Consider the following 21,953-nt stretch of genomic DNA (forward strand, 5'->3'; position numbering starts at 1 on the left):
ACCGGGCGGTGAGACTCGCGCTCGGCGTCAGCTACCTCGGCGGCGCCTACCACGGCTGGCAAAGCCAGCCGGGCGTCGCCACCGTGCAGGACGCGCTCGAATCGGCGTTGCGCCAGTTTGCTGCGGTGCCGTCGCCGCCGCGCACGATCTGCGCCGGCCGCACCGATACCGGCGTGCATGCGCTGAATCAGGTCGTCCACCTCGATACCGAGCTGGACAGGCGCGAATTTTCATGGGTCCGCGGCTGCAACCGCTATCTGCCGCGCGACATCGCGATCCAGTGGTGCCGGCGCGTGCCGCCCGACTTCCATGCTCGATATGCCGCGCGCGGCCGCCGCTATGTCTATCTGCTGCTCGAAAGCCCGGTCCGGCCATCGCTCGAAGCCGGCCGCGTCGGCTGGGTCTTCCAGCCGCTCGACGGCGATGCGATGCGGCAGGCCGCGGCGCTGTTGATCGGCGAACATGATTTCAGCGCCTTCCGTTCGTCCGAATGCCAGGCGCTGTCGCCGGTCAAGCAACTGCGCGAGATCGCCATCAGCCGGCATGGCAGCTACTGGCGCTTCGATTTCGAGGCCAGCGCCTTCCTGCACCACATGGTGCGCAACCTGATGGGCTGCCTGGTCGCCGTTGGGGGCGGCACGCGGGCGCCCGGCTGGGTCGGCGAGGTGCTGGCGGGCAAGGATCGCTCGCTTGCCGCGCCGACATTTACCCCCGACGGCCTCTATTTTGTCGGTCCGCATTACGATGCCGAGCTGCAGCTGCCGGCTCACACCGCCGCGATGGACGGGCTGCCAGGCGGGCCGCATCGCTGACCGCCGGGCCGCCGCAGCGAGACGCGCACCGAATGAACAGCCAACCCCGTACCCGAACCCGAATCAAGATCTGCGGCCTGACCCGCGAAGCCGACGTCGATGCCGCAGTGGCCGCCGGCGCCGATGCGATCGGCCTGGTCTTCTACCCGCCGAGCCCGCGCCATGTCGACATCGATCGTGCCGTGCGGCTGGCGCGCCGACTGCCGCCGTTCGTCACGCCGGTCGGGCTGTTCGTCAATGCGAGCAGTGCCGAAGTCGGTGCTGTCGTCGACGCGATCCCGAACCTGCTGCTGCAATTCCATGGCGACGAGACGCCCGCCGATTGCCGGCACGCCGGTCGGCCCTACCTGCGGGCGGCACGGATGGCGCCGGGGCTGGATTTGTTAGACTTCGCAGCTTCTTTTGCTGATGCCCAGGCGCTGCTGCTCGATACCCATGTCGTGGGTTATGGCGGTGGTGGAAAGGTCTTCGATTGGTCGCTTGTTCCCGCAGATCTGCCCTGTCCGGTCGTTTTGTCTGGTGGGTTGCATGCCGGAAATGTGGGCGACGGCATTCTTCAGGTGCGGCCGTGGGCCGTTGATGTCAGCACCGGCGTCGAGGCAGCAAAAGGCATCAAGGATGCCGCCGAGATGGTCCGGTTCTGCAATGCAGTGCGCGAGGCGGACCAGCGCCGCCTGGAAGGCAGTCCCGCTGCCGTATGACCTGAAGGTTTACCGATGTTGAAGTACCAGCAACCTGACGAACTGGGCCATTTCGGCCCTTATGGCGGCAGTTTTGTCGCCGAGACCCTTGTCCATGCGCTCGACGAATTGAAGGCCGCCTATGCCGAGGCGCAGGCCGACCCGGCGTTCATGGCCGAATTCCGCTCCGAATTGGCGCACTTCGTCGGCCGTCCGAGCCCGATCTACCACGCCGCGCGGCTGAGCCGTGAACTCGGTGGCGCACAGATTTACCTGAAGCGCGAGGACCTGAACCACACCGGTGCACACAAGGTCAACAATACGATCGGCCAGGCGATGCTGGCGCGCCGGATGGGCAAGCCGCGGGTGATCGCCGAGACCGGCGCCGGCCAGCACGGTGTGGCGACCGCGACGATCGCCGCCCGCTACGGCATGGAATGCGTCGTGTATATGGGCAGCGAAGACGTCAAGCGGCAGTCGCCGAATGTCTACCGGATGAACCTGCTCGGCGCACGGGTGGTGCCGGTCGAGTCGGGCAGCAAGACGCTGAAGGACGCGTTGAACGAGGCGCTGCGCGACTGGGTCACCAACGTCGAGAACACCTTCTACATCATCGGCACGGTCGCCGGCCCGCATCCCTATCCGGCGATGGTGCGCGATTTCCAGCGCGTGATCGGCGACGAATGCCTGGTCCAGATGCCCGAGATGATCGGCCGCCAGCCGGACATGGTGATCGCCTGCGTCGGCGGCGGCAGCAATGCGATGGGCATCTTCTACCCGTACATCGACCAGGCCGAGACGCGGCTGGTCGGCATCGAGGCGGCCGGCCACGGCCTCGACAGCGGCCACCATGCGGCGTCGCTGCAGCGCGGCACGCCGGGCGTGCTGCATGGCAACCGCACCTATTTGCTGCAGGACGACGACGGCCAGATCACCGAGACGCATTCGGTTTCGGCCGGACTCGACTATCCGGGCGTCGGCCCCGAGCATGCTTGGCTGAAGGATATCGGCCGCGCCGAATATGTCGGCATCACCGACGACGAAGCGCTGCAGGCCTTCCATCACCTGTGCCGCACCGAAGGCATCATCCCGGCGCTCGAGTCCGCGCATGCGGTGGCCTATGCGATGAAGGTCGCGCCGACGATGCGCAGCGACCAGCATCTGCTGGTCAACCTGTCCGGTCGTGGCGACAAGGACATCGGCACCGTTGCCGACCTGTCGGGCGCGCAGTTCTTCTGCCGGCCTTCGTGCCAGGCGCAAGGCATCAAGATGCCGGCAGCCTCTGCACAGGGCGGTCAGCGATGAGCCGGATTGCCGCCACCTTTACTGCGCTGCAGGCGGCTGGCCGCAAGGCGCTGATCCCGTTTGTCACCGCCGGTGACCCGTTTGCCGATGCAACGCCGGACATCATGGTCGCGATGGCCGATGCCGGCGCCGACGTAATCGAGCTCGGTGTGCCGTTTTCCGACCCGATGGCCGATGGCCCGGTGATCCAGCAGGCCGGCGAACGCGCATTGAAGCGCGGCATCGGCATGAGCAAGGTGCTGGCGATGGTGCGCGAATTCCGCCGCCACAACGACCACACGCCGGTCGTGCTGATGGGCTATGCGAATCCGGTCGAGCGCTACGGCATCGGCCGCTTCATCGGCGACGCGGCCGAGGCCGGCGTCGACGGCGTGCTGGTCGTCGACTACCCGCCCGAGGAGTGCGAAGAGTTCGCGCGCGATCTGCGCGAGCGCGGACTGGACCTGATCTTCCTGCTCGCGCCGACATCGAGCGACACGCGGATGCGGATGGTCGCACGCATCGCCAGCGGTTATGTCTACTATGTCTCGCTGAAGGGCGTCACCGGTGCCGGCCACCTCGATACCGCCGCGGTTGCCGAGATGGTTCCGCGGATCAAGTCGTTTGTCGACGTGCCGGTCGGCGTCGGCTTCGGCATCCGCGATGCGGCAACTGCGCGGGCCGTCGCCGACGTCTCCGATGCGGTCGTGATCGGATCGGCGCTGGTGCAGAAACTCGCCGGTGAACCGCGTGACCAGGTTGCAAAAGCTGCCGGTGAATTCATTGCCGGCATCCGCCGCGCGCTCGACGCCACCGCGTCTTGACGAACGAAAGGACAGATCGATGAGCTGGCTCGAAAAATTGCTGCCGCCGAAGATGCAGCAGACCGACCCGAGCGAGCGCCGCACGGTGCCCGAAGGGTTGTGGATCAAGTGCCCGTCGTGCGAGACCGTCCTCTACAAGAGCGACCTCGAGAAAAACCTCAATGTCTGCCCGAAATGCGCCCACCATCACCGCATCGGTGCGCGCGCGCGGCTCGACGTCTTTCTCGACGGCGAGGGCCGCTTCGAAATCGGCCACGAGGTGCTGCCGGTCGATGCACTGAAATTCCGCGACAGCAAGAAATATCCGGAGCGGCTGAAGGGCGCGCTCGAGACGACCGGCGAAACCGACGCGCTGGTCGTATTCGGCGGCGCATTGCACAGCATTGCCGTCGTCGCTGCCTGTTTCGAGTTCGATTTCATGGGCGGCTCGATGGGCTCGGTGGTTGGTGAACGCTTCGTGCGTGGCGTCGAAACCGCCGTCGAGCAGAAGACGCCGTTCATCTGCTTTACCGCCACCGGTGGCGCCCGGATGCAGGAAGGGCTGCTGAGCCTGATGCAGATGGCCAAGACCAATGCGGCCTTGACCCGGCTTGCGAAGGCCCGGCTGCCGTATATCAGCGTGTTGACCGATCCGACGATGGGTGGCGTATCGGCAAGCTTTGCGTTTGTCGGCGATGTCGTGATCGCCGAACCGAAGGCGCTGATCGGTTTTGCCGGGCCGCGGGTGATCGAAAATACCGTCCGCGAAAAACTGCCGGAAGGCTTCCAGCGCGCCGAATTCCTGCTCGGAACCGGTGCCATCGACATGATCGTCGACCGCCGCGATCTGCGCACGACGATTGCCCGCCAGATCGCGATGCTGCAGCGGTTGAGCGCCGACGCCGTCGCCTGATCGAGAACCTTCGCTGAACCGCTGCGCCGAGGCGCAGTCATGATGAATCCGTCAACACAACCCGGCGCGGCGCGCCCGCAGACGCTGGAGCAGTGGCTGGCCCATTGCGATGCGCTGCATGTCATCTCGATGGACTTGTCGCTGGAACGGACGATCGAAGTCCGCCAGCGGCTCGGCATCACATTCACCGTGCCGGTGATTTCGGTGGCCGGCACCAACGGCAAGGGCTCGACCTGCGCGATGCTCGAGTCGATTGCCTTGCAGGCCGGCTACCGGGTCGGCGTCTACCAGAAGCCCGAACTGGTCCACTTCGAGGAGCGCTGCCGGATCGGCGGCCGTCCGGTGGCCGCCGATGATCTGCTGCCGCACATGGAGGCCGTCGAGGCGGCGCGCGGCGAGATCACGTTGACGCGTTTCGAGTTCACGACGCTGGCGATCGCACGCCTGCTGGCCCAGGCCGAACTCGATCTGGTCGTGCTCGAAGTCGGCCTCGGCGCACGCTTCGATGCGGTCAATGCATTCGATGCCGATTGCGCGGTGATCACCAGCATCGCGCTCGATCACATGGAGTTTCTCGGCCCTGATCGCGAAGCGATCGGTTTCGAGAAGGCGCACCTGATGCGGCCGGGCCGGCCGGCGATCGTCAGCGACCCGGTGCCGCCGCAGTCGGTGCTCGACCATGCGCAGTCGATTGGTGCCGACCTGTGGCTGGTCGGCCGCGACTTTGCGACCAGCGGCGATCAACAGCAGTGGGCATGGAGCGGCCGGCAGCAGCGGTTCAATGGGCTTGCCTATCCGGCGCTGCGCGGCGCCAACCAGTTGCTCAATGCGGCCGGCGCGCTGGCGGCGTTCGAAGCGCTGCGCGAGCGGCTGCCGATCACCGCGCAGGCGGTGCGCAACGGCCTGGCGCTGGTCGAACTGCCGGGCCGCTTCCAGGTGATTCCGGGCCAGCCGACGCTGGTGCTCGATGTTGCGCACAACCCGCACGCAGTCGCGACGCTGACGCACAACCTCGACCGGATGGGATTTTTCCCGCGCACCCATGTCGTGTTCGGCGTGATGGGCGACAAGGACATCGCGGCGATGCTGACGCAGCTCGCCCCGCTGGTCGACAACTGGTTCTTCACCGACCTGCCGAGCGCACGCGCGTCGAGTGCGCAGGCACTGGCCGCGCTGCACGGCAGCCTGGCACTGCGCGGGCCCGGTCCGGTCGGTGTTTTCTGCCACGCCGACCCGCAGCAGGCGGTCGATGCGGCGATCGCCGTCGCCGACCCGGCTGATAGAATCGTCGTGCTCGGATCCTTCCTGACACTGGGGGGCATTCTGCGCAATGGCATGCCCAGATTGGCGGCCAAACACGTCGGCTGAAAGCTCGCCCGCTTGCCGGGCGAGCGGCGTTTGGCAGCTGTCTCGCCGACGCCCCGTTGGAACGCCGTCGGCGATCTCGAACCCACCTGGAATCGGCACCGCATGGGCCTGTTGTCATTGTTCTCCCGTTCAAAACCGGCCAGCGACAACGCGGCCGATGGCGATGCCGGCGACAGCGTCGCCCGCGCACGCACCCGTGCCCGGCAGCGGCTGCTCGGCGCGGTGGTGCTGGTCGGCATCGGCATCGTCGGTTTTCCGCTGCTGTTCGAGACCGAGCCGCGGCCGATCCCGGTCGATGTGCCGATCGAGATTCCGGCGCGTGATGCGGCCGCGCCGCTGACATTGCCCGGTGCCCGCGACGCCGAGCCGACGCCGCCGTCGCTCGGCACCGCTGCCCCGGCAGGCCGATCGGAGTCGATCATCACCGAATCGGCTGCCGACGCCGGCAAGCCGGTTGTCAGTGCCGACAAAGCCGCGCCGGCCGAGAAGCCGCAGCCAGCCGAGAAAGCGCCTGTTGCCGAGCGGCCATCTGCCGAAGCTGGCGCCGCTGCCGCGACCGCGAGGGCCACCGAGAAGGCCGCCGCCGACAAGGCTGCGGCCGACAAGGCTGCAGAGAGGGCCCAGGACAAGGCAAATGAAAAGGCCGCCGCTCAGGCCGCCGAAGCGGCCCGCGCGCGCGCGCTGCTCGAAGGCAAGGTGACGCCAAAGGTCGCTGCGGATGCGACGCGCTACATCGTGCAGATCGGCGCCTTTGCCGACCCGGAGCTGGCGCGGGCGACGCGGCTGAAGGTCGAACGGCTCGGCCTCACCACCTATACCCACGTCGCGAAGACTGCCGAAGGCGAGCGCACCCGCGTGCGCGTCGGTCCGGTGGCAACCCGTGATGAAGCGGAGAAGATTGCCGCGAAGATCAAGGCCGCCGGCCTGCCGACCGCGATCCTGACGCTGTAGCCTCGTGGCAAGCCCGGACTTTTTCAACGCCTTCAATGCCGTCGATGCGGTGCTGCTTGCGGCACTGCTGATCTCGGTGGTGCTCGGCGCGCTGCGCGGCCTCGTCTACGAGGTGATGTCGCTTGCCGGCTGGCTGGTGGCCTATGCCGCCGCCTACATCTATTCGCCGCGCCTGCCGCCGTTGTGGTCGGCCGATGCCTTGCCGACCGATCCTGCGACCGGCGCAGCGGTGATGCCCTTGCTGTCGTTTGCGCTGGTTTTTGCCGGCGTGCTGATCGCGTGGAATCTGCTGTCGCACCTGATCCGGCTGCTGGTGCGGGCGACGCCGCTGAGCGGCCTCGATCGCCTGCTCGGCAGCTTCTTCGGTCTGGCCCGCGGTATCTTGCTGCTGCTGGCGATTGCCGTCGTCGTCGCGTTGACGCCGTGGGCGAAATCGCAACCCTGGCAACGTTCGCAGCTGGTGCCGAAGCTCAATGAGGCCATCCTGTCGATCAAGCCATTGCTGCCGCCCGGTCTTCATCGGTGGATGGCGCCCTGACTCCGCGCTCTTGAGACAATACGGCCTGCAACCGAGGACCACCCCATGTGCGGCATCGTTGGAGTCATCTCCAGAACACCGGTCAACCAGCTGATCTACGACGCATTGCTGCTGCTGCAGCATCGCGGTCAGGATGCCGCAGGCATCGTCACGATGCAGGGCACGAAGTGCTTCATGCACAAGGCGCGCGGCATGGTTCGCGATGTCTTCCGCACCCGCAACATGCGCGCATTGCCGGGCACCGTGGGTCTGGGCCAGGTGCGTTATCCGACCGCCGGCAACTCGTACAGCGAGGAAGAGGCGCAGCCGTTTTATGTCAATGCACCGTTCGGCATCGTGCTGGTGCACAACGGCAACCTGACCAATGCGCCGGCCTTGCGCAGCGAGCTCGAGCAGGTCGATCGCCGCCACATCAATACCGACAGCGATACCGAGGTGCTGATCAATGTGCTGGCTCACGAACTGCAACGCGCAGTCGGCGACCAGCCGCTGAGCAACGATGCGATCTTTGCCGCGGTCAGCGCGGTGCACAAGCGGATCAAGGGCTCGTATGCGGTGATCGCGCTGATCGCCGGCCATGGCCTGCTGGCCTTCCGCGATCCGTTCGGCATCCGCCCGCTGTGTTATGGCGAGATCGAGACCGCAGACGGCCGTGAAGTGATGGTCGCCAGCGAATCGGTTGCGCTCGAAGGCACCGGCCATCCGCTGCTGCGCGATGTCGCGCCGGGCGAGGCCATCTTCATCGACCTCGATGGCCGTCTCGAGACCCGCCAGTGCGCAAGCCATGCGGCGCTGCATCCCTGCATGTTCGAATTCGTCTATCTGGCGCGTCCGGATTCGGTGATGGACGGCATCTCGGTCTACCAGGCGCGGCTGAACATGGGGCAGACGCTGGCGCAGCGGCTGATCTCGACGATCCGGCCAAACGAGATCGACGTCGTGATTCCGATTCCCGAATCGAGCCGCCCATCGGCGATGCAGCTGGCGCAGAAGATCGGCAAGCCTTATCGCGAAGGTTTCGTGAAGAACCGCTATGTCGGCCGCACCTTCATCATGCCGGGGCAGGGCATGCGCAAGAAGTCGGTGCGCCAGAAACTCAATGCGATCGCCAGCGAATTCAAGGACCGCAATGTGCTGCTGGTCGACGATTCGATCGTCCGCGGCACGACCAGCAAGGAGATCGTGCAGATGGCGCGCGAGGCCGGTGCACGCAAGGTCTATCTGGCATCGGCCGCGCCGCCGGTGCGTTATCCGAATGTCTACGGCATCGACATGCCGACCGCTGGCGAGCTGATTGCCCACGAGCGCAGCATCGAGGAGATCCGCCAGTTCATCGGTGCTGATGCGCTGATCTACCAGGACGTCGCGGCGATGAAGCGGGCCGTCGGCGAACTGAACCCGAAGCTCGACGGCTTCGAGGCCTCGTGTTTCGATGGCAATTACGTGACCGGCGACGTCAGCGCCAACGATCTCGACCGGATGGCGGCGCAACGCGGCGGCCAGTCCGACGACGACGAAGGCAATGAATCGCCACGCAGCCGGCTGGCCTTGCAGAGCGCGACGGAGCGGTCCTGATGGAAACAAAAAAGACGATTCCCCGAGTCGACCTGCCGAAGACGGTGCGGCTCGATACGCTGGCGGTGCGCGAAGGCCTGCCGCGAACCGCCTGGGGTGAAAACTCCGAAGCGCTGTTCCTGACCAGCAGCTTCGTGCAACCCGATGCTGCCAGTGCGGCGGCGCGATTCGCGAACGAGGAAGAAGCCTTCACCTATTCGCGGTTCTCGAACCCGACGGTGATGATGTTCGAACGCCGGCTTGCCGCGCTCGAACGCGCCGAGGCCTGCATTGCAACGGCCAGCGGCATGAGCGCAATCCTGCTGCTCGGCATGGCGGTGCTGAAGGCCGGCGATCATGTCGTCTGCTCGCGCAGCGTCTTCGGCTCGACGATCATGTTGTTCAGCCGCGAGTTTGCAAAATTCGGCATCGAGACGACCTTCGTCTCGCAGACCGACGTTGCGCAGTGGCGCAGCGCGGTCAAGCCGAATACGCGGCTGCTGTTTGCCGAGTCGCCGACCAATCCGCTGACCGAGGTCTGCGATATCCGGGCGCTGTCGGAAGTCGCGCGCGAAGCCGGTGCGCTGCTCGCGGTCGACAACTGCTTTTGTTCGCCGGTCCTGCAGCGGCCGATCGAACTCGGTGCCGACCTGGTGATCCACTCGGGTACCAAATACCTCGACGGCCAGGGCCGTGTGCTGGCCGGCGCGGTCTGCGGCGCCGCGAAGCTGATCGATGAACAGTTCGTGCCGGTGATCCGCAGCGCCGGCATGAGCCTGTCGCCGTTCAACGCCTGGGTGGTGCTGAAGGGGCTGGAGACACTGTCGATCCGGATGGCTGCGCAGAGCGAACGTGCATTAGCGCTGGCGCAGTGGCTCGAGGACCAGCCGGCGGTCGAACGTGTCTTCTATCCCGGGCTCGCCTCGCATCCGCAGCATGCGCTGGCAATGGCGCAGCAATCGGGGCGCGGCGGCGCGGTCGTGTCGTTCATCGTCCGCGGCGAGCAGCAGGGCGGGCCGGGGCAGGCGCGGCGCCAGGCCTTCCAGGTGATCGACCAGGTGAAGGTGATGTCGATCACTGCCAACCTCGGCGATACGAAGACGACGATCACCCATCCGGCAAGCACCTCGCACGGTCGGCTGACCGAGGAGCAGCGGCAGGCTGCGGGCATCACGCAAGGCATGATCCGTGTCGCGGTCGGCCTCGAGGATGTGCACGACCTGCAGGACGATCTGGCGCGCGGGCTCGATCTGATCGGCTGAATGGCCCAGCCACGGAGCGCCTGCGGCGCGTCCCACATCCTTGCAGAGCGAGGATGGTTGATTGATTCGAGCGCCTCGATGCCCCGGCGCTTCGTGCGCCCTGAATTGAACGTGACATGACACAAGTACGCACCAGATTTGCCCCGTCGCCGACGGGTTTCATCCATCTCGGCAATATCCGCTCGGCGCTGTTTCCGTGGGCCTATGCGCGCGCCAACAACGGTGTGTTCGTGCTGCGCATCGAAGATACCGATATCGAGCGTTCATCGCAGGAAGCGGTCGACGTGATCCTGCAGAGCATGCAGTGGCTCGGGCTGACGCCTGACGAGGGCCCGTACTACCAGATGCAGCGGATGGACCGCTACCGGCAGGTGGTGGCGCAGATGCTCGACAGCGGCTTGGCGTATCGCTGCTATGTGACGCCGGCCGAACTCGATGAACTGCGCGAGCGCCAACTCGCCGCGAAGCAGAAGCCGCGTTACGACGGCCGCTGGCGGCCCGAACCGGGCAAGACGCTGCCGTCGGTTCCCGATGGCATCGCGCCGGTGATCCGCTTTCGCAATCCGCAGGGCGGCACGGTGGTCTGGGAAGACAAGGTCAAGGGCCGGATCGAGATCAGCAACGACGAACTCGACGACCTGGTCATCGCGAGACCGGCCGATGCCGGTGAAGACGGCATCGGCACGCCGACCTACAACTTCTGTGTCGTCGTCGACGACATCGACATGGCGATCACGCACGTGATCCGCGGTGACGATCATGTCAACAACACGCCGCGGCAGATCAACATCCTGCGCGCACTCGGCGCCGTGCCGCCGGTTTATGCGCACCTGCCGACCGTGCTGAACGAGCAGGGCGAGAAGATGAGCAAGCGCCACGGCGCGAAGCCGGTGACGCAATACCGCGACGAAGGCTTCCTGGCCGATGCAGTCGTCAACTATCTGGCGCGGCTCGGCTGGAGCCACGGTGACGACGAGATCTTCAGCCGCGAGCAGTTGCTGCAATGGTTCAACCTCGATCACCTCGGCAAGAGTGCTGGGCAGTTCGACGAAGCCAAGCTGCGCTGGGTCAACTCGCAGCACATCAAGGCCGCCGATGCGGCGCGGCTGACACCGTTGGTCATTGAGCAGCTGCAGCGCCGCGGCGCAAATGTCGCTGCGGACGCGGCCTGGCTTGAGCCTGCGATCAACCTGTTCAAGGACCGCTGCGCGACGACCGTCGAACTGGCCGAGTGGCTCGAGATGCTGGCCAGACCGGTCGAACCGAGTGCGCAGGACCTCGAAGATCATGTCACGCCGGCCGTATTGCCGGCGATCGAATCACTGGCCAAACGACTGCCCGATGTGAGCTGGGACAAGGCCGGTATTGCCACTGCGATCAAGCAGACACTCGGCGAATTCGGACTGAAGATGCCGCAACTCGCGACCGCGGTTCGTGTGCTCGTTTGCGGCCGCCCGCAAACACCATCGGTCGATGCGGTGCTGGCCTTGTTTGAATGCAACATTGTTGTCGCGCGTTTGCAAAAAGCCAAAAAATGAGGATATACTCTTGGTCTCGCTTGAACAGCGCGGCGCAGTTTGAAATGAGTTCGAAAGAGATCAGATCGGCCTGCACCACCGGGGGTATAGCTCAGCTGGGAGAGCGCTTGCATGGCATGCAAGAGGTCAGCGGTTCGATCCCGCTTACCTCCACCAGACAAGCGCAGTTCGAGAGAGTAAATTGCTGGAACAGGTTTCTGTCCCCTTCGTCTAGAGGCCTAGGACACCACCCTTTCACGGTGACTACAGGGGTTCGAATCCCCTAGGGGACGCCAAATTTTTTGGCCAAGTTCGGTGGCACTTGCACCGCGCAGCAGCGCAGTGGAAGCCACATGGAGTGGTAGTTCAGTTGGTTAGAATACCGGCCTGTCACGCCGGGGGTCGCGGGTTCGAGTCCCGTCCACTCCGCCAATATTCATGAGGTTCTCCTCGAAAGTGCCCACTAACATGTGGGCATTTTTTATTCCAAATTGGAATATGGCCGGGTCTCCGGCGCTGAAGCCATCATCGCCGGCTACTAGGTTTTCTGCAACGGTGCTGTGCTTCTTTGGCGTGGATGCGCTACTTTCCCGCGCCGCAGCGAGTGGCTTGCCATTCTTGACGCGACCAGGGAATGCACCGTCGTATCCGTCCGGCAAAGTCATCTTGAGTCGTCCGGCGACGTCGGAGACGATGGTGTCCACCAAGGAGGTAGGTGGACCCCATGGAAGAGGCCAAGACAGGGATCGCGGTTCGGCGTCGCCACGATCGCGAGTTGAAGCAAAGAGTGTTGCAGGAGTGTCGCCAGCCGGGCGCCTCGGTGGCGCAGGTTGCGATGAACAACGGCCTGAACACCAACCTGGTCCACAAGTGGCGCCGGCTGGCTGAGCGAAGCGAGTCGCCGGTCGCTGCGGTGAGCCAAGCGCCAGCGTTCATTCCCGTGGCCTTGCCCAGCAGCCCGCAACCGCTGCCCGATCTGCGCATCGAACTCCGCCGCGGCGCGACGACGATCATCGTGACTTGGCCGATCGCCGCGGCCGCCGAGTGTGCAAGCTGGATGCGCGAGTTGCTGCGGTGATCCGTGTCGACTCGTTGTGGCTGGCCGTGGAGCCGCTGGACATGCGCTCCGGCACGGAAGCCGCGTTGGCAAGGGTGGTCACGGTGTTCGGCGAGGCCCGCCCGCACCACGCCTACCTGTTCGCCAATCGCCGTGCCAATCGGATGAAGGTGCTCGTGCACGATGGCATCGGTGTATGGCTGGCCGCTCGGCGCCTGAACAGCGGCAAGTTCGTCTGGCCGAAGGATGCGGCGGCGACGGCCTCGCTCAGTCGAGCGCAGTTCGATGCGCTGGTGCTTGGCCTGCCGTGGCAGCGCGTGGGCGAGGCCGGAATCATTCGGGTTCTGTAGAGCGGCGCAATAGTCGCTTCTGCCGATGTGCAACAGCGCATCGATGCGGCACGATCACGGCCTGTGATCGCCCCACAGCAACTCGACTCCCTCGATCCGCAGCAGCTGCGCCAGGCGCTGCTGGCGATGATGTCCGAAGCGGCGGCCAAGGACGAACTGCTCGAGCGGCGCCAGCGCGAGGTGGCGTTCAAGCAGGCGCAGATCGACAAGCTTACGCACGAGCTTGCGGCGCTGAAGCGGTTGAAGTTCGCCGCGAGCAGTGAGAAGTTCTGTGCCGGTCTGAACGCGGAGCAGAAGAGCCTCCTGGAAGAGACGCTGGACACCGACATTGCCGAGGCCTGCAAGGAGATCGATCGGGCCAGCGACGACGGCAAAGGCAAGGACAAGAAGGACAAGCGGCAGCCCAAGCGGGAAGCGCTGCCTGCGCACCTGCCGCGCCGCGAACTGCGCCACGAGCCCGACAGCACGGTGTGCGGCTGCGGCTGCCAGATGAAGCGCATCGGCGAGGATGTCAGTGAGAAGCTGGACTACGCGCCGGGCGTCTTTACCGTCGAACGCCATGTGCGCGGCAAGTGGGCCTGCGCGAGTTGCCAGAAGCTGGTGCAGGCTCCGGTGGCGCCGCACATCATCGACAAGGGCATCCCCACCGCCGGGCTGCTGGCCCAGGTGCTGGTGGCGAAGTTTCTGGATCACCTGCCCTTGTACCGGCAGGAGCACATCTTCGAGCGCGCGGGCATGGCGATCGCGCGCTCGACGCTGGCGCAGTGGGTCGGTGAATGCGGCGCGCAGTTGCAACCGCTGGTGGACGCGCTGTCGGCCGAGCTGCTGCGCCACGATGTGCTGCACGCCGACGAAACGCCGGTGGCGATGCTCAAGCCGGGCAACAAGAAGACCCACAAGGCCTACATCTGGACCTACTGCACGACCCGCTTAAACGCGACGAAGGCGGTGGTCTTCAACTTCGCCGAAACGCGCAGCGGCGAGAACGTGCGCGACTTCCTGGGGCTGGAGGGAGACAAGCCATGGAAGGGCACGCTCGTCACCGACGGCTTCTCGGGCTACCGGGCCACCTTCGAGCGCGGCGTCACCGAAGCCGGATGCGTCGCTCACGCGCGACGTAAATTCCATGAGCTGTGGGCCAACCACAAGAGCAAGGTGGGCGAGCAGGCACTGAGGTACTTCCAGTTGCTGTTCCGGATCGAAGACGACATTGCCGAGTGCACGGCCGAGGAGCGACGACGAATCCGGCAGCGCAAATCACGCCGCGTTGCCGCGGCGCTGCACCGATGGTTGATCCGGCAGCGCCTGCAGGTTCCGGATGGATCGGCCACCGCCAAGGCCATCGACTACAGCCTCAAGCGCTGGGCGGCGCTGACGCGGTACATCGGCGACGGCGACCTGCCGATCTCGAACAACTGGGTCGAGAACCAGATTCGCCCGATTGCGCTTGGAAGAGCCAACTGGCTGTTTGCCGGCAGCCTGCGCGCCGGCAAGCGCGGCGCGGCGGTCATGAGTCTGGTGCACTCGGCCAGGATCAACGGGCACGATCCGCGTGCCTACCTGCAGGACGTGCTCGAGCGGCTGCCGACGCAGCCCGCCAGTCGAATCGAGGAATTGTTGCCGCACTGCTGGCAGCCTGCAGACTGAAGTACCGCCGTTAGGCTGCTACGCTTTGCGGATGCCATCGCGCAAGACTGCTGCCCCCAAACGACGCAAGGCCAAATACGCCTATCAGCTCCTGGTCACGCTCGTCGAAAGCGAGCCGACCGTGTGGCGCCAGATCTGCCAGATCGTCATTCCGGGCAACATGACCCTGGCGGACCTCGACCGGGTCATCCAGACTGCCATGGGCTGGACCAACAGTCACCTGCACCAGTTCACCGTGGACGGTCGGGTATATGGCGAGCCCGACGACGAATTCGCCGCCGAGTTGCCAACCTTGCCTGACGGAGAGTTCACTCTCGACCAGGTGATCGGCACCACCGTCAAGAGCTTCATCTACGAATACGACTTCGGCGACAGCTGGGAACACGACGTGAAGGTGCAGATGGTCATGGTCGCGACCGAGGATCTGTACCTCGGACCGATGTGCCTCGCAGGAGCAAACGCCTGTCCGCCAGAAGACGTCGGAGGAATCCCCGGCTATGCGGAGTTGGGCCATTCGCGACCCATCGCACGAAGAGCACGACGCCATGTGGCGCTGGTGGGGCGGGCCGTTCGATCCGACTGGCTTCGACGTCAACTCGGCCAATCGAGCGATCAGGATGTGGCTGATGACAGGCGACTGACGCAACTATGCGCTCACCGCCAAGTCGTCAAGATGACTTGCCCGGACGCATACGCACCGTCTTCGTGATCGTTCGAAGATGATGTTGCGCGCTCTTTTCGCTTTGCCGAATTCGTTTGCGAAAGCAGCGGCGGCTTGTTCCGACTTCGCCGCAGCGGTCTTCACGGCATCGATCTGTCGCTGCAATTTCAACAGGCATCCACGCACCTGCCAGGTGAGGCTGACGCCGTCAGGCCAACGCTGCATCGCGGGCATCGTCGCGAGCGTCAAGACGAGGTCGTCGCCATCGAAGTCCATCAGCTGGACGAAGCTGCCGAATTCGTCACCTACTTGCCACCGATACGTGGTGATGTCCATCACCACACCGCGCAATTCACCAACCGGCCCATGAAAGACATTGCGAAATCCGCGCAGCACGACCAAGTAGCAGGCGTCGCGGAACACAACGTCGAGGGTGCAGAGCATTGACAGTCGCGTCCAGAGGTCCTCGAGACGCCACCATGCTTCCATGGGTCCATGCGCTTCCAGTGTATCGAGAGTATTCGGCGGCGGCTCAGTCAGCGCGACAAGCCGCGCAGGACGTCCCGTCGGATCGGATGTCGGCATGGTCGTGAGCGCTTGCAAAGCAAGGTGAAGCGCACCGTGCTCGAACCATTCCGTTGCGCCATCGAGCCGGTGGCCGGGATCTGCCGCATAGGGGGCAAGGATTTTGTGCATGGCCTGCTCGATCTGTTCTGCACGGCGCCTGCTTGGAAGCCATAAGATGCGACACCCAACGATGTCGATCTGACCGGCTGCAAACTCGGGCAGTTTCACAACACGTTTGGCAGGACTGAACGCCCAGCCGAGCTTGAACCGTCGGCGATCGATTCTCTGGAAGAGGTAGACAGCGGCACGGGGACTCTCAACCTGTGTTCGATGAACTCGCATCGGATTCTTTCAATGCAAAGGCTGAGGAACAGCTGACAGTTCGACGGCAAGAAGATAGTCCTGCGAACTGATGCGTCCGACTCCGTAAAGCCATGACAGCAAGGCGAGGCCGGGGTTTTCGAGCCCGTCTGCAGTGTCCATTCCGATAGGGAGTGTCGGTGTCCCGTTGTTCGGCTGCCTCACCGACACAAGAGAGCTTTCCATGACCGTGTCAAACGGGGAGGGTCTGCGGAAGACGACCCATACCTGGATACAAATCCCCTTAGGCCTTTGCATTGACGCCTCCGACAGCAAATTTTTGGATCGCGTGCGAACCCGTGGGAACGGAATAGGGCGTTGACTGCATGCTATGCTCCTGGTTAGTCAAATCATCAAATGTGCATCTATCGCGACATTTGATATCAATGATAGACGTTCTGTGGCAAGTTTTGTCCACGAATGGTGATCTAAGTCAACGTATGTAGTTTTTTTGACACATGATTCGTTTCAAGCTTGCCGAGCAGATCGAGCGCCTTCAGTTTCATCAGGCGCGCCGCATAACCCTGCAAGAGGTCACTGAAGCCACGGGCATTAACAGATCGACGCTGTCGAAAATCCTCAATCAGCGCGGATACAGCACCAGCACCGACATCCTGGATCGTCTATGCGGATTTTTTGATTGCAAGATCGAGGACCTGGTGGAACGAGTGGAATAAGGGTCGTCTTCTCGTCCTCAATCTCTCCTGCCGGTTCTGGCCGGTTGACCTCACCAGTAGCCGCCAACAGCATGTGCGTGCCCTGTCTCAACCGATCTCAGTTCTTGGCCGCACCCGCGGGGGTCAATTTGCGATGTCGCCTGAGAGCATTCGGTGTTCGTGACCGCCGTGTTCGATGGCGGTGCTGCGCAGGGGTCATAGCTTGCGGTTGGTTTGGGCGAATCGATCAGGCCATCGGTTTGCCCTCCTGATGGTGGGCAGAGTCTCCGGAATCACCGTACTCGCCAACCGTGACGTAGCCCAGCCTGCCGCCGTTCTGAAAGTTCGTTTTTCCGCTCTGCTCGAGCAGGAAGGCCACTTCTCTTCGCGCACGGCGTGGCGTGGGCTCCCGGTGGAAACGCCGAATCGGCGGCCGGCGGCTCGCCGTCGGGCTCCTTCAGGGAGAAGCGCATCGGCTCTCAGTCGGGCCGAAGCCAAAGGACTGCAGGTACTCGGCCATCAGCTGACGCGCTGTGGTCGGGTGCCGCTTCCGGGCGAGGAGCTTCGCATCCTGCACGGCGCCGGCACCTTTCAGCGCTGGTTCGCTGGTTCGGACAGTTGGCCCAATCGACGTGCTCGTCCTCGATGACTGGGAAACTGGACCGCTCGACGCCGCCAGCCGCGGCAGCTTGCTGGAGGTCATTGACGACCGGTCGGCCACTTCGCGACCGATCATCACGCACAAGTTGCCGATCGATCAACCCGCGAAAATCGGCGCGGGCACGTGAGCGCGCACGCTCGACGGCAACAGCCTGGACTGGCGCTTCAGCTTGGTTTCGGTAGAAGAACGGGCTGCTGGATGCCGCGCCTTCAGCGTCGTGGGAAGCGGAAACATCTTGGGGTGCTGATCCTTGACGGATTCCAGACGCAGGCACCGAAATCTTCTGTTGACATGTCGTCGAGCAAATGTACCGTTGTGATCAATGCGTGGCATCGACCAGGGTGCCGGCGGTTTCGCTGAAAGCGCGACCACGGAGGCGATTGCCGGCAGCTCGAAATAGGGTGAAAGCCAGCGGTACATTGATGGCATGGGTCAACTGGCCTATGTGCGCAGCTAGTGAAGCGGCACTATTGGATAGTCAATTGATTTCCTTGGCTGGTACCAGTCGTACGGATTCAGAGACTGGGCCTTCCAGGAAACGATCGCATGTCGTCAACCAGCCGGGTCCAAAACTCGGAGCCAGCCGATTGGATCGTCCAATTATTGAACTAATGAAGCTGTCCAGCGTATTGGCAGTCCCTCAGCGTGCCAGCCCAGCAGCGCACGAGAGGCCTGGAAACTTGTACATAACGGTCCAACGGACTTGTACATTAACGTGTCAACGAAATGTTGCATTAACGTGGGGATGGAGGAAGAAAATTCTCTGCCCCGGTTGTCCGGATGAGCGCCAATAACAGCGGCAGTTCGGCCTCGAAATTGGATGATCCAATTTTTGCGTGCGGCCCGTTGCAGTCGAAGCCGTCGTCACCCTTGTGCTGGATGAATTCGAAGAACACCGGGCCGAGCAGCGTCTGCTGAAGATCTGCGCCAGCAGCCGCGGGTTGCCGTCTTCCATGGTGCCGTCGAGCAGGATGCCACGCGTCTTCGGTTTGTCCACCGGCTGGCCGTGTCCGGGCAGCCGCTTCTCGAGCATCTCGTAGTAGACGTTGTTTGGTGCGCTCATCAGCGGCACGTCGGCCATTGCCAGGCTGTCGATCGACGAATGCAGATCATGGGTGAGCAGTGCGATGTGCTGGATGCCCTCGTCGTTGAACTGCATCAGGAATTCTTCGATCTGGCCGCTGCCGCCGCCTGCCTACTCGTTGAGCGGGATGCGGATCTTGCCGTCGGGTGCGGTCATCGCCTTGCTCGTGAGACCGGTGTATCGCCCTTGATGTCGAAATAACGAATCGCGCGGAAGTTGAATAGCTTCTCGTAAATCGGCTCAATCGGCCATGCGGCCACGGTAGCCGTTTTGCGTCAGGTGGTCGACGATCTTCAGGCCGTGTCCCAACGGCAGCCTGCTGGCGATACGACGGAGCCCGCTGTGTACGAGCTGCAGGGGGTTGAACCATGAGTAAATGGCCCAACCGCGGGGGTCCTCCGGCGGCCCCTGCGCACGGCTGGACAAAGGGAAAGGAGAACTGCAATACCAACCGGTTAGGCCATGCGGGCCTGACTCACACCCCAACAGGCCTCCTCGAAACCCGGTGTGGTTCAGACGATCGGCTCGGCAGAGGCTGCGGCAGAAGCGAAGAGGATTCCAAGGGCGATCGCGAGGGGTCGTAGTGTCATGTGGTTGCTCCGTTGATGTAGTTGTTTGAAGGTGGCTGTTGGGCCGGCCAGCGGCTGCTCACAATCGAAGCAGCTCTCTTGCTTGCTTCGGTGTCGCTGGGGGACGGCCTGCCTGCTCGCACAGATGAACGACCTCGCGCACCAGCGCGGCGTTCGACGGCGCGAGGGTGTCGCGGTCGAGGCGAACGTTGTCTTCCATGCCGGTGCGGCAGTGGCCACCCAACTCGAGTGACCAGCGCGCCAGCGTCATCTGCTCGCGGCCGATGCCCGCACCGGTCCAGGTGGCACCAGGCGACACCCGTTCCAGCGTGCGCACGTAGAACTCGAAAACTTCCCGGTCGACCGGCATCGCATTGCGGATTCCCATCACGAACTGCACGTGCAGTGGGCCTGCGATCAGGCCCTCGCGCGCCATCCGTGCGGCCTGGAAAATCATCGACAGATCGAAGGCCTCGACTTCCGGTTTGATGCCGTGTTCGCGCATTTCGCCAGCCAGTGCGTATTTAGGCCAACGTGACCGCCCATTTCGGTCCATCGTGACCGAGTCGCCGAGGGCTGAATTCGGCGTCGTTTCGGTAACGTGACCACGCATTTCGGTGATCGTGACCGCCGTGTCGATGGCGGTGCTGCGCAGGGGGCTCAGTTTAGGTTCGGTTGGTCGGATCGATCAGGTCATCGGCTGATCCTCCTGAACTATTTTTGATGGTCTGGCGGCAGATCGGGCGGTCTTGCCGGTGCGACGAGATTCACCCTCGAGGTTGAAGCGCCGGCAGCTTTGCATCAACCGGTCGAGGATCGCGTCGGCGATGGTGGGGTCGCCCAGCCAGGCATGCCAGTGCTCGATCGGCAACTGGTGCGTGATGATCGTCGCGCGGTGGCCCACCCGGTCGTCGATGACTTCCAGCAAGTCGCCGCGGGTGGCAGCGTCGAGCGGTCCCGTTCCCCAGTCATCGAGGACGAGCACGTCGACCTTGGCCAACTGTTCGAGCCAGCGCCGGAAGGTGCCGGCGCCGTGCAGGATGCGAAGCTCCTCGGCCAGACGCGGCACCCGCAGATACAGCGCCGAGTGCCCCTGGCGACAAGCGTACTGGGCCAGCGCGCAGGCCAGCCATGTTTTACCCAGCCCGGTGGCGCCGGCGAAGGTCAGCGTCTCGCCGCGTTCGATCCAGGTCGACAACGCGACGCCCATCAGGGCGGATCTGTCGATGCCGCGAACGCCCTCGAAGCTGGCGTCCTCCAGCGTGGCGGTGGGGTACTTCAGCTGGGCGCGCTGCAGCAGCCGGGCTCGCTTGCGGTCGCCTCGGGCGTAGACCTCGCGCTCGACCAGCAGGGCCAGCCGCTCGTCGAATGACAGGCTCAGGCAGTCGGCCTGTTCGTGCTGCTGCTGCAAGGCGTCGGCAAAGCCCTGCAGCTTGAGCGCGCGCAGTTGGGCCAGGGTGGCGTTGTTGAGCATGGCGTGGGGGTGCAGTTGATTCGATGGGTTCATTGGTTGGATCGCTCGGGCGGTGTCGTGCGTTCTCACTGGTAGTAGTCCGGTCCGCGCAGGTTGGCGTGGGCCGGGCTGGTCCATTCCGCATCCGTGTCCGGCGGCAGCTGGTCGCGGTTGTTGGCCAACAGGTCGCGCACATGGCGGTAGCGGAAGGCGCCCAGCGCCAGAGCGCGTTCGCAGGCCGACTCCAGCCGCGCCTCGCCATACCGGCGCGACAGGTTCAGCAGCCCCAGGCACGATCGGTAGCCGTGCTCGGGGTGCTTGTAGTTCTGCAGCAGCCGGGTGACGAGTTCGCCGCAGGCCATGCCGATGCGCTGGCCCCACTCGATCAGCCGCTGCGGCGTCCATTCCAGATGGGCGCGATGGGCCGCCGGCATATGGGCCTGCACCGTGGTGTAGCCGCCTCGGCGCTCGTTGCGGGCGTGGGCTGCCACGCGCTGACCGCGCAGCAGCAATTCCACGCCGTGGCGGGTGAGCCGCGCCTGCAGAACCTGACCAACCAGCGCGTGCGGCACGCTGTAACGGTGGCCCACCACCTCGACGTGGTAGTCGATGTGGACCTTCACCGTCTTGAACCGGGCGAGTTCGTAGGGTTGGCGAGGCAGCGCCGTCAGTGTCGGGGCATCCACCTCGGCGAAGACACTGGCCCGGCTGCCGGGCAGTTTCTGGAACGGTCTGTCGTTCACGCTGGGCAGCAATTCGGTGATGGCGGCATCGACCTGAGCAACGGTGTCGAAGCGCCGGTTGCGCAGCCGTGCCAGCACCCAGCGGGTGACGACCTGGACCGAGCTCTCGGCGGTGGCCTTGTCCTTCGGCGTTCGCGGGCGCGCAGCCAGCACCGAGGTGCCGTAGTAGCGGGCGAAGTCGAGCACCGTGTCGTTGGCGCGCGGCTCGTAGCGGTCGGGCGAGGCGATGACCGCGCGCGCGTTGTCCGGCACGACCAACTGCGGCACACCGCCGTAGAAATGCAGCGCCCGCACCATGCAGTCGATCCAGTCGTCCAGTCGCTGGGCCGGGGTGGCACAGGCGAAGACGTAACTGGAAGCCGCCATCGCCGAGACGAACACCTGCGCGTGGTTGGCGACAATGATCTTGGCCGGCTGACGACAACTATCTTGGCCGGTTGAGGCCGAAGCCGGCAGGTCCGGG

The 21,953-nt window shown here is 64.3% G+C and carries 22 protein-coding genes, 3 tRNA genes and 2 pseudogenes; 20 read left to right on the top strand and 7 right to left on the bottom strand.

What is annotated here, in order from left to right:
* Nucleotides 1–8 precede the first annotated feature (8 nt).
* The 18 genes from truA (at nt 9) to ACNH6H_RS20045 (ending at nt 15,445) form a co-directional block, all read left to right on the top strand.
* A complete protein-coding gene (truA, locus tag ACNH6H_RS19960) occupies nt 9–812 on the top strand; it encodes a tRNA pseudouridine(38-40) synthase TruA (protein WP_418320054.1) in 804 nt (267 codons plus the stop codon).
* Between the two features lie 32 nt (nt 813–844).
* Entirely contained in the window at nt 845–1,513 is a 669-nt protein-coding gene (locus ACNH6H_RS19965) for a phosphoribosylanthranilate isomerase (RefSeq protein WP_418320055.1), read from the top strand.
* Between the two features lie 15 nt (nt 1,514–1,528).
* Nucleotides 1,529–2,797, top strand: a complete 1,269-nt coding sequence (gene trpB, locus ACNH6H_RS19970; protein WP_418320056.1) for a tryptophan synthase subunit beta — start codon at nt 1,529–1,531, stop codon at nt 2,795–2,797.
* Nucleotides 2,794–3,600, top strand: a complete 807-nt coding sequence (gene trpA / locus ACNH6H_RS19975; protein ID WP_418320057.1) for a tryptophan synthase subunit alpha — start codon at nt 2,794–2,796, stop codon at nt 3,598–3,600. Before trpB ends, trpA begins: the two co-directional genes overlap by 4 nt.
* A gap of 19 nt (nt 3,601–3,619) precedes the next feature.
* Nucleotides 3,620–4,492 (top strand): acetyl-CoA carboxylase, carboxyltransferase subunit beta, encoded by an 873-nt coding sequence (gene accD / locus ACNH6H_RS19980; RefSeq protein ID WP_418320058.1) that lies wholly within the window; start codon nt 3,620–3,622, stop codon nt 4,490–4,492.
* Between the two features lie 42 nt (nt 4,493–4,534).
* On the top strand, nt 4,535–5,860 hold the full coding sequence (folC, locus tag ACNH6H_RS19985) for a bifunctional tetrahydrofolate synthase/dihydrofolate synthase (RefSeq protein ID WP_418320059.1): 1,326 nt from the start codon (nt 4,535–4,537) through the stop codon (nt 5,858–5,860).
* A gap of 102 nt (nt 5,861–5,962) precedes the next feature.
* Nucleotides 5,963–6,811 carry an SPOR domain-containing protein gene (locus tag ACNH6H_RS19990; RefSeq protein ID WP_418320060.1) on the top strand — a complete coding sequence of 283 codons (849 nt, stop codon included), beginning with the start codon at nt 5,963–5,965 and terminating at the stop codon, nt 6,809–6,811.
* A gap of 4 nt (nt 6,812–6,815) precedes the next feature.
* Entirely contained in the window at nt 6,816–7,349 is a 534-nt protein-coding gene (locus ACNH6H_RS19995; protein ID WP_418320061.1) for a CvpA family protein, read from the top strand.
* 45 nt (nt 7,350–7,394) lie between these two features.
* Nucleotides 7,395–8,924 carry an amidophosphoribosyltransferase gene (gene purF / locus ACNH6H_RS20000; protein ID WP_418320062.1) on the top strand — a complete coding sequence of 510 codons (1,530 nt, stop codon included), beginning with the start codon at nt 7,395–7,397 and terminating at the stop codon, nt 8,922–8,924.
* Nucleotides 8,924–10,165: an O-succinylhomoserine sulfhydrylase gene (locus tag ACNH6H_RS20005; protein WP_418320063.1), complete on the top strand. Its 1,242-nt coding sequence runs from the start codon at nt 8,924–8,926 to the stop codon at nt 10,163–10,165. The genes purF and ACNH6H_RS20005 overlap by 1 nt, the downstream gene beginning before the upstream one ends.
* 116 nt (nt 10,166–10,281) lie before the next feature.
* Nucleotides 10,282–11,703: a glutamate--tRNA ligase gene (gene gltX, locus ACNH6H_RS20010; protein WP_418320064.1), complete on the top strand. Its 1,422-nt coding sequence runs from the start codon at nt 10,282–10,284 to the stop codon at nt 11,701–11,703.
* An 80-nt stretch (nt 11,704–11,783) separates the two neighbouring features.
* Nucleotides 11,784–11,859, top strand: a tRNA-Ala gene (locus tag ACNH6H_RS20015).
* 43 nt (nt 11,860–11,902) lie between these two features.
* Nucleotides 11,903–11,978 (top strand) — tRNA-Glu (locus tag ACNH6H_RS20020).
* Between the two features lie 59 nt (nt 11,979–12,037).
* A tRNA-Asp gene (locus ACNH6H_RS20025) sits at nt 12,038–12,114 on the top strand.
* A gap of 292 nt (nt 12,115–12,406) precedes the next feature.
* Nucleotides 12,407–12,760: an IS66-like element accessory protein TnpA gene (gene tnpA / locus ACNH6H_RS20030; RefSeq protein ID WP_418319049.1), complete on the top strand. Its 354-nt coding sequence runs from the start codon at nt 12,407–12,409 to the stop codon at nt 12,758–12,760.
* Nucleotides 12,757–13,089, top strand: a complete 333-nt coding sequence (gene tnpB, locus ACNH6H_RS20035) for an IS66 family insertion sequence element accessory protein TnpB (RefSeq protein ID WP_418319048.1) — start codon at nt 12,757–12,759, stop codon at nt 13,087–13,089. The genes tnpA and tnpB overlap by 4 nt, the downstream gene beginning before the upstream one ends.
* A 63-nt stretch (nt 13,090–13,152) precedes the next feature.
* Entirely contained in the window at nt 13,153–14,736 is a 1,584-nt protein-coding gene (gene tnpC, locus ACNH6H_RS20040) for an IS66 family transposase (RefSeq protein ID WP_418319047.1), read from the top strand.
* Nucleotides 14,737–14,767: 31 nt separating this feature from the next.
* On the top strand, nt 14,768–15,445 hold the full coding sequence (locus ACNH6H_RS20045) for a plasmid pRiA4b ORF-3 family protein (RefSeq protein ID WP_418320065.1): 678 nt from the start codon (nt 14,768–14,770) through the stop codon (nt 15,443–15,445).
* Here the strand turns inward: ACNH6H_RS20045 and ACNH6H_RS20050 are convergent.
* Nucleotides 15,383–16,192 (bottom strand): hypothetical protein, encoded by an 810-nt coding sequence (locus ACNH6H_RS20050; protein WP_418320066.1) that lies wholly within the window; start codon nt 16,190–16,192, stop codon nt 15,383–15,385. The two genes, ACNH6H_RS20045 and ACNH6H_RS20050, sit on opposite strands and share 63 nt — an antisense overlap.
* A gap of 590 nt (nt 16,193–16,782) precedes the next feature.
* Between ACNH6H_RS20050 and ACNH6H_RS20055 the strand changes: the two genes are divergently transcribed.
* On the top strand, nt 16,783–17,001 hold the full coding sequence (locus ACNH6H_RS20055; protein WP_418320067.1) for a helix-turn-helix domain-containing protein: 219 nt from the start codon (nt 16,783–16,785) through the stop codon (nt 16,999–17,001).
* 226 nt (nt 17,002–17,227) lie between these two features.
* On the opposite strand, the gene ACNH6H_RS20060 is transcribed toward ACNH6H_RS20055, so the two are convergent.
* The gene (locus ACNH6H_RS20060) at nt 17,228–17,359 is read right to left on the bottom strand and encodes a hypothetical protein (RefSeq protein ID WP_418320068.1); all 132 of its coding nucleotides are present in this window, start codon (nt 17,357–17,359) and stop codon (nt 17,228–17,230) included.
* 253 nt (nt 17,360–17,612) lie between these two features.
* On the opposite strand from ACNH6H_RS20060, the gene ACNH6H_RS20065 reads away from it, so the two are divergent.
* Nucleotides 17,613–17,768 carry a hypothetical protein gene (locus tag ACNH6H_RS20065; RefSeq protein ID WP_418320069.1) on the top strand — a complete coding sequence of 52 codons (156 nt, stop codon included), beginning with the start codon at nt 17,613–17,615 and terminating at the stop codon, nt 17,766–17,768.
* Here the strand turns inward: ACNH6H_RS20065 and ACNH6H_RS20070 are convergent.
* From ACNH6H_RS20070 to istA, 5 genes and pseudogenes are all read right to left on the bottom strand, one after another.
* Entirely contained in the window at nt 17,738–18,061 is a 324-nt protein-coding gene (locus tag ACNH6H_RS20070) for a hypothetical protein (RefSeq protein ID WP_418321504.1), read from the bottom strand. The two genes, ACNH6H_RS20065 and ACNH6H_RS20070, sit on opposite strands and share 31 nt — an antisense overlap.
* A gap of 314 nt (nt 18,062–18,375) precedes the next feature.
* Nucleotides 18,376–19,043: pseudogene (locus ACNH6H_RS20075) on the bottom strand (VOC family protein); the annotation flags it as partial.
* 330 nt (nt 19,044–19,373) lie between these two features.
* On the bottom strand, nt 19,374–19,907 hold the full coding sequence (locus ACNH6H_RS20080; protein ID WP_418320070.1) for a 3-keto-5-aminohexanoate cleavage protein: 534 nt from the start codon (nt 19,905–19,907) through the stop codon (nt 19,374–19,376).
* Nucleotides 19,908–19,982: 75 nt separating this feature from the next.
* Nucleotides 19,983–20,768, bottom strand: a complete 786-nt coding sequence (gene istB, locus ACNH6H_RS20085; RefSeq protein ID WP_418320071.1) for an IS21-like element helper ATPase IstB — start codon at nt 20,766–20,768, stop codon at nt 19,983–19,985.
* 65 nt (nt 20,769–20,833) lie between these two features.
* Nucleotides 20,834–21,883, bottom strand: a pseudogene (gene istA / locus ACNH6H_RS20090) (IS21 family transposase); the annotation flags it as partial.
* Nucleotides 21,884–21,953 lie beyond the last annotated feature (70 nt).

The sequence above is a fragment of the Pseudideonella sakaiensis genome, assembly GCF_048320135.1.
GTDB lineage: Bacteria > Pseudomonadota > Gammaproteobacteria > Burkholderiales > Burkholderiaceae_C > Ideonella_A > Ideonella_A sakaiensis_A.

What these genes read in the sequence shown, in the direction of transcription:
- folC (WP_418320059.1), top strand. Translation starts at nt 4,535, where the DNA reads ATGAATCCGTCAACACAACCCGGCGCGGCGCGCCCGCAGACGCTGGAG.
- purF (WP_418320062.1), top strand. Translation starts at nt 7,395, where the DNA reads ATGTGCGGCATCGTTGGAGTCATCTCCAGAACACCGGTCAACCAGCTG.
- ACNH6H_RS20080 (WP_418320070.1), bottom strand. Translation starts at nt 19,907, where the DNA reads ATGCGTGGTCACGTTACCGAAACGACGCCGAATTCAGCCCTCGGCGAC.
- ACNH6H_RS20045 (WP_418320065.1), top strand. Translation starts at nt 14,768, where the DNA reads ATGCCATCGCGCAAGACTGCTGCCCCCAAACGACGCAAGGCCAAATAC.
- istB (WP_418320071.1), bottom strand. Translation starts at nt 20,768, where the DNA reads ATGCTCAACAACGCCACCCTGGCCCAACTGCGCGCGCTCAAGCTGCAG.
- trpA (WP_418320057.1), top strand. Translation starts at nt 2,794, where the DNA reads ATGAGCCGGATTGCCGCCACCTTTACTGCGCTGCAGGCGGCTGGCCGC.
- ACNH6H_RS19965 (WP_418320055.1), top strand. Translation starts at nt 845, where the DNA reads ATGAACAGCCAACCCCGTACCCGAACCCGAATCAAGATCTGCGGCCTG.
- trpB (WP_418320056.1), top strand. Translation starts at nt 1,529, where the DNA reads ATGTTGAAGTACCAGCAACCTGACGAACTGGGCCATTTCGGCCCTTAT.
- gltX (WP_418320064.1), top strand. Translation starts at nt 10,282, where the DNA reads ATGACACAAGTACGCACCAGATTTGCCCCGTCGCCGACGGGTTTCATC.
- ACNH6H_RS20055 (WP_418320067.1), top strand. Translation starts at nt 16,783, where the DNA reads ATGATTCGTTTCAAGCTTGCCGAGCAGATCGAGCGCCTTCAGTTTCAT.
- accD (WP_418320058.1), top strand. Translation starts at nt 3,620, where the DNA reads ATGAGCTGGCTCGAAAAATTGCTGCCGCCGAAGATGCAGCAGACCGAC.
- ACNH6H_RS20070 (WP_418321504.1), bottom strand. Translation starts at nt 18,061, where the DNA reads ATGTACCGCTGGCTTTCACCCTATTTCGAGCTGCCGGCAATCGCCTCC.
- ACNH6H_RS19990 (WP_418320060.1), top strand. Translation starts at nt 5,963, where the DNA reads ATGGGCCTGTTGTCATTGTTCTCCCGTTCAAAACCGGCCAGCGACAAC.
- tnpA (WP_418319049.1), top strand. Translation starts at nt 12,407, where the DNA reads ATGGAAGAGGCCAAGACAGGGATCGCGGTTCGGCGTCGCCACGATCGC.
- ACNH6H_RS20005 (WP_418320063.1), top strand. Translation starts at nt 8,924, where the DNA reads ATGGAAACAAAAAAGACGATTCCCCGAGTCGACCTGCCGAAGACGGTG.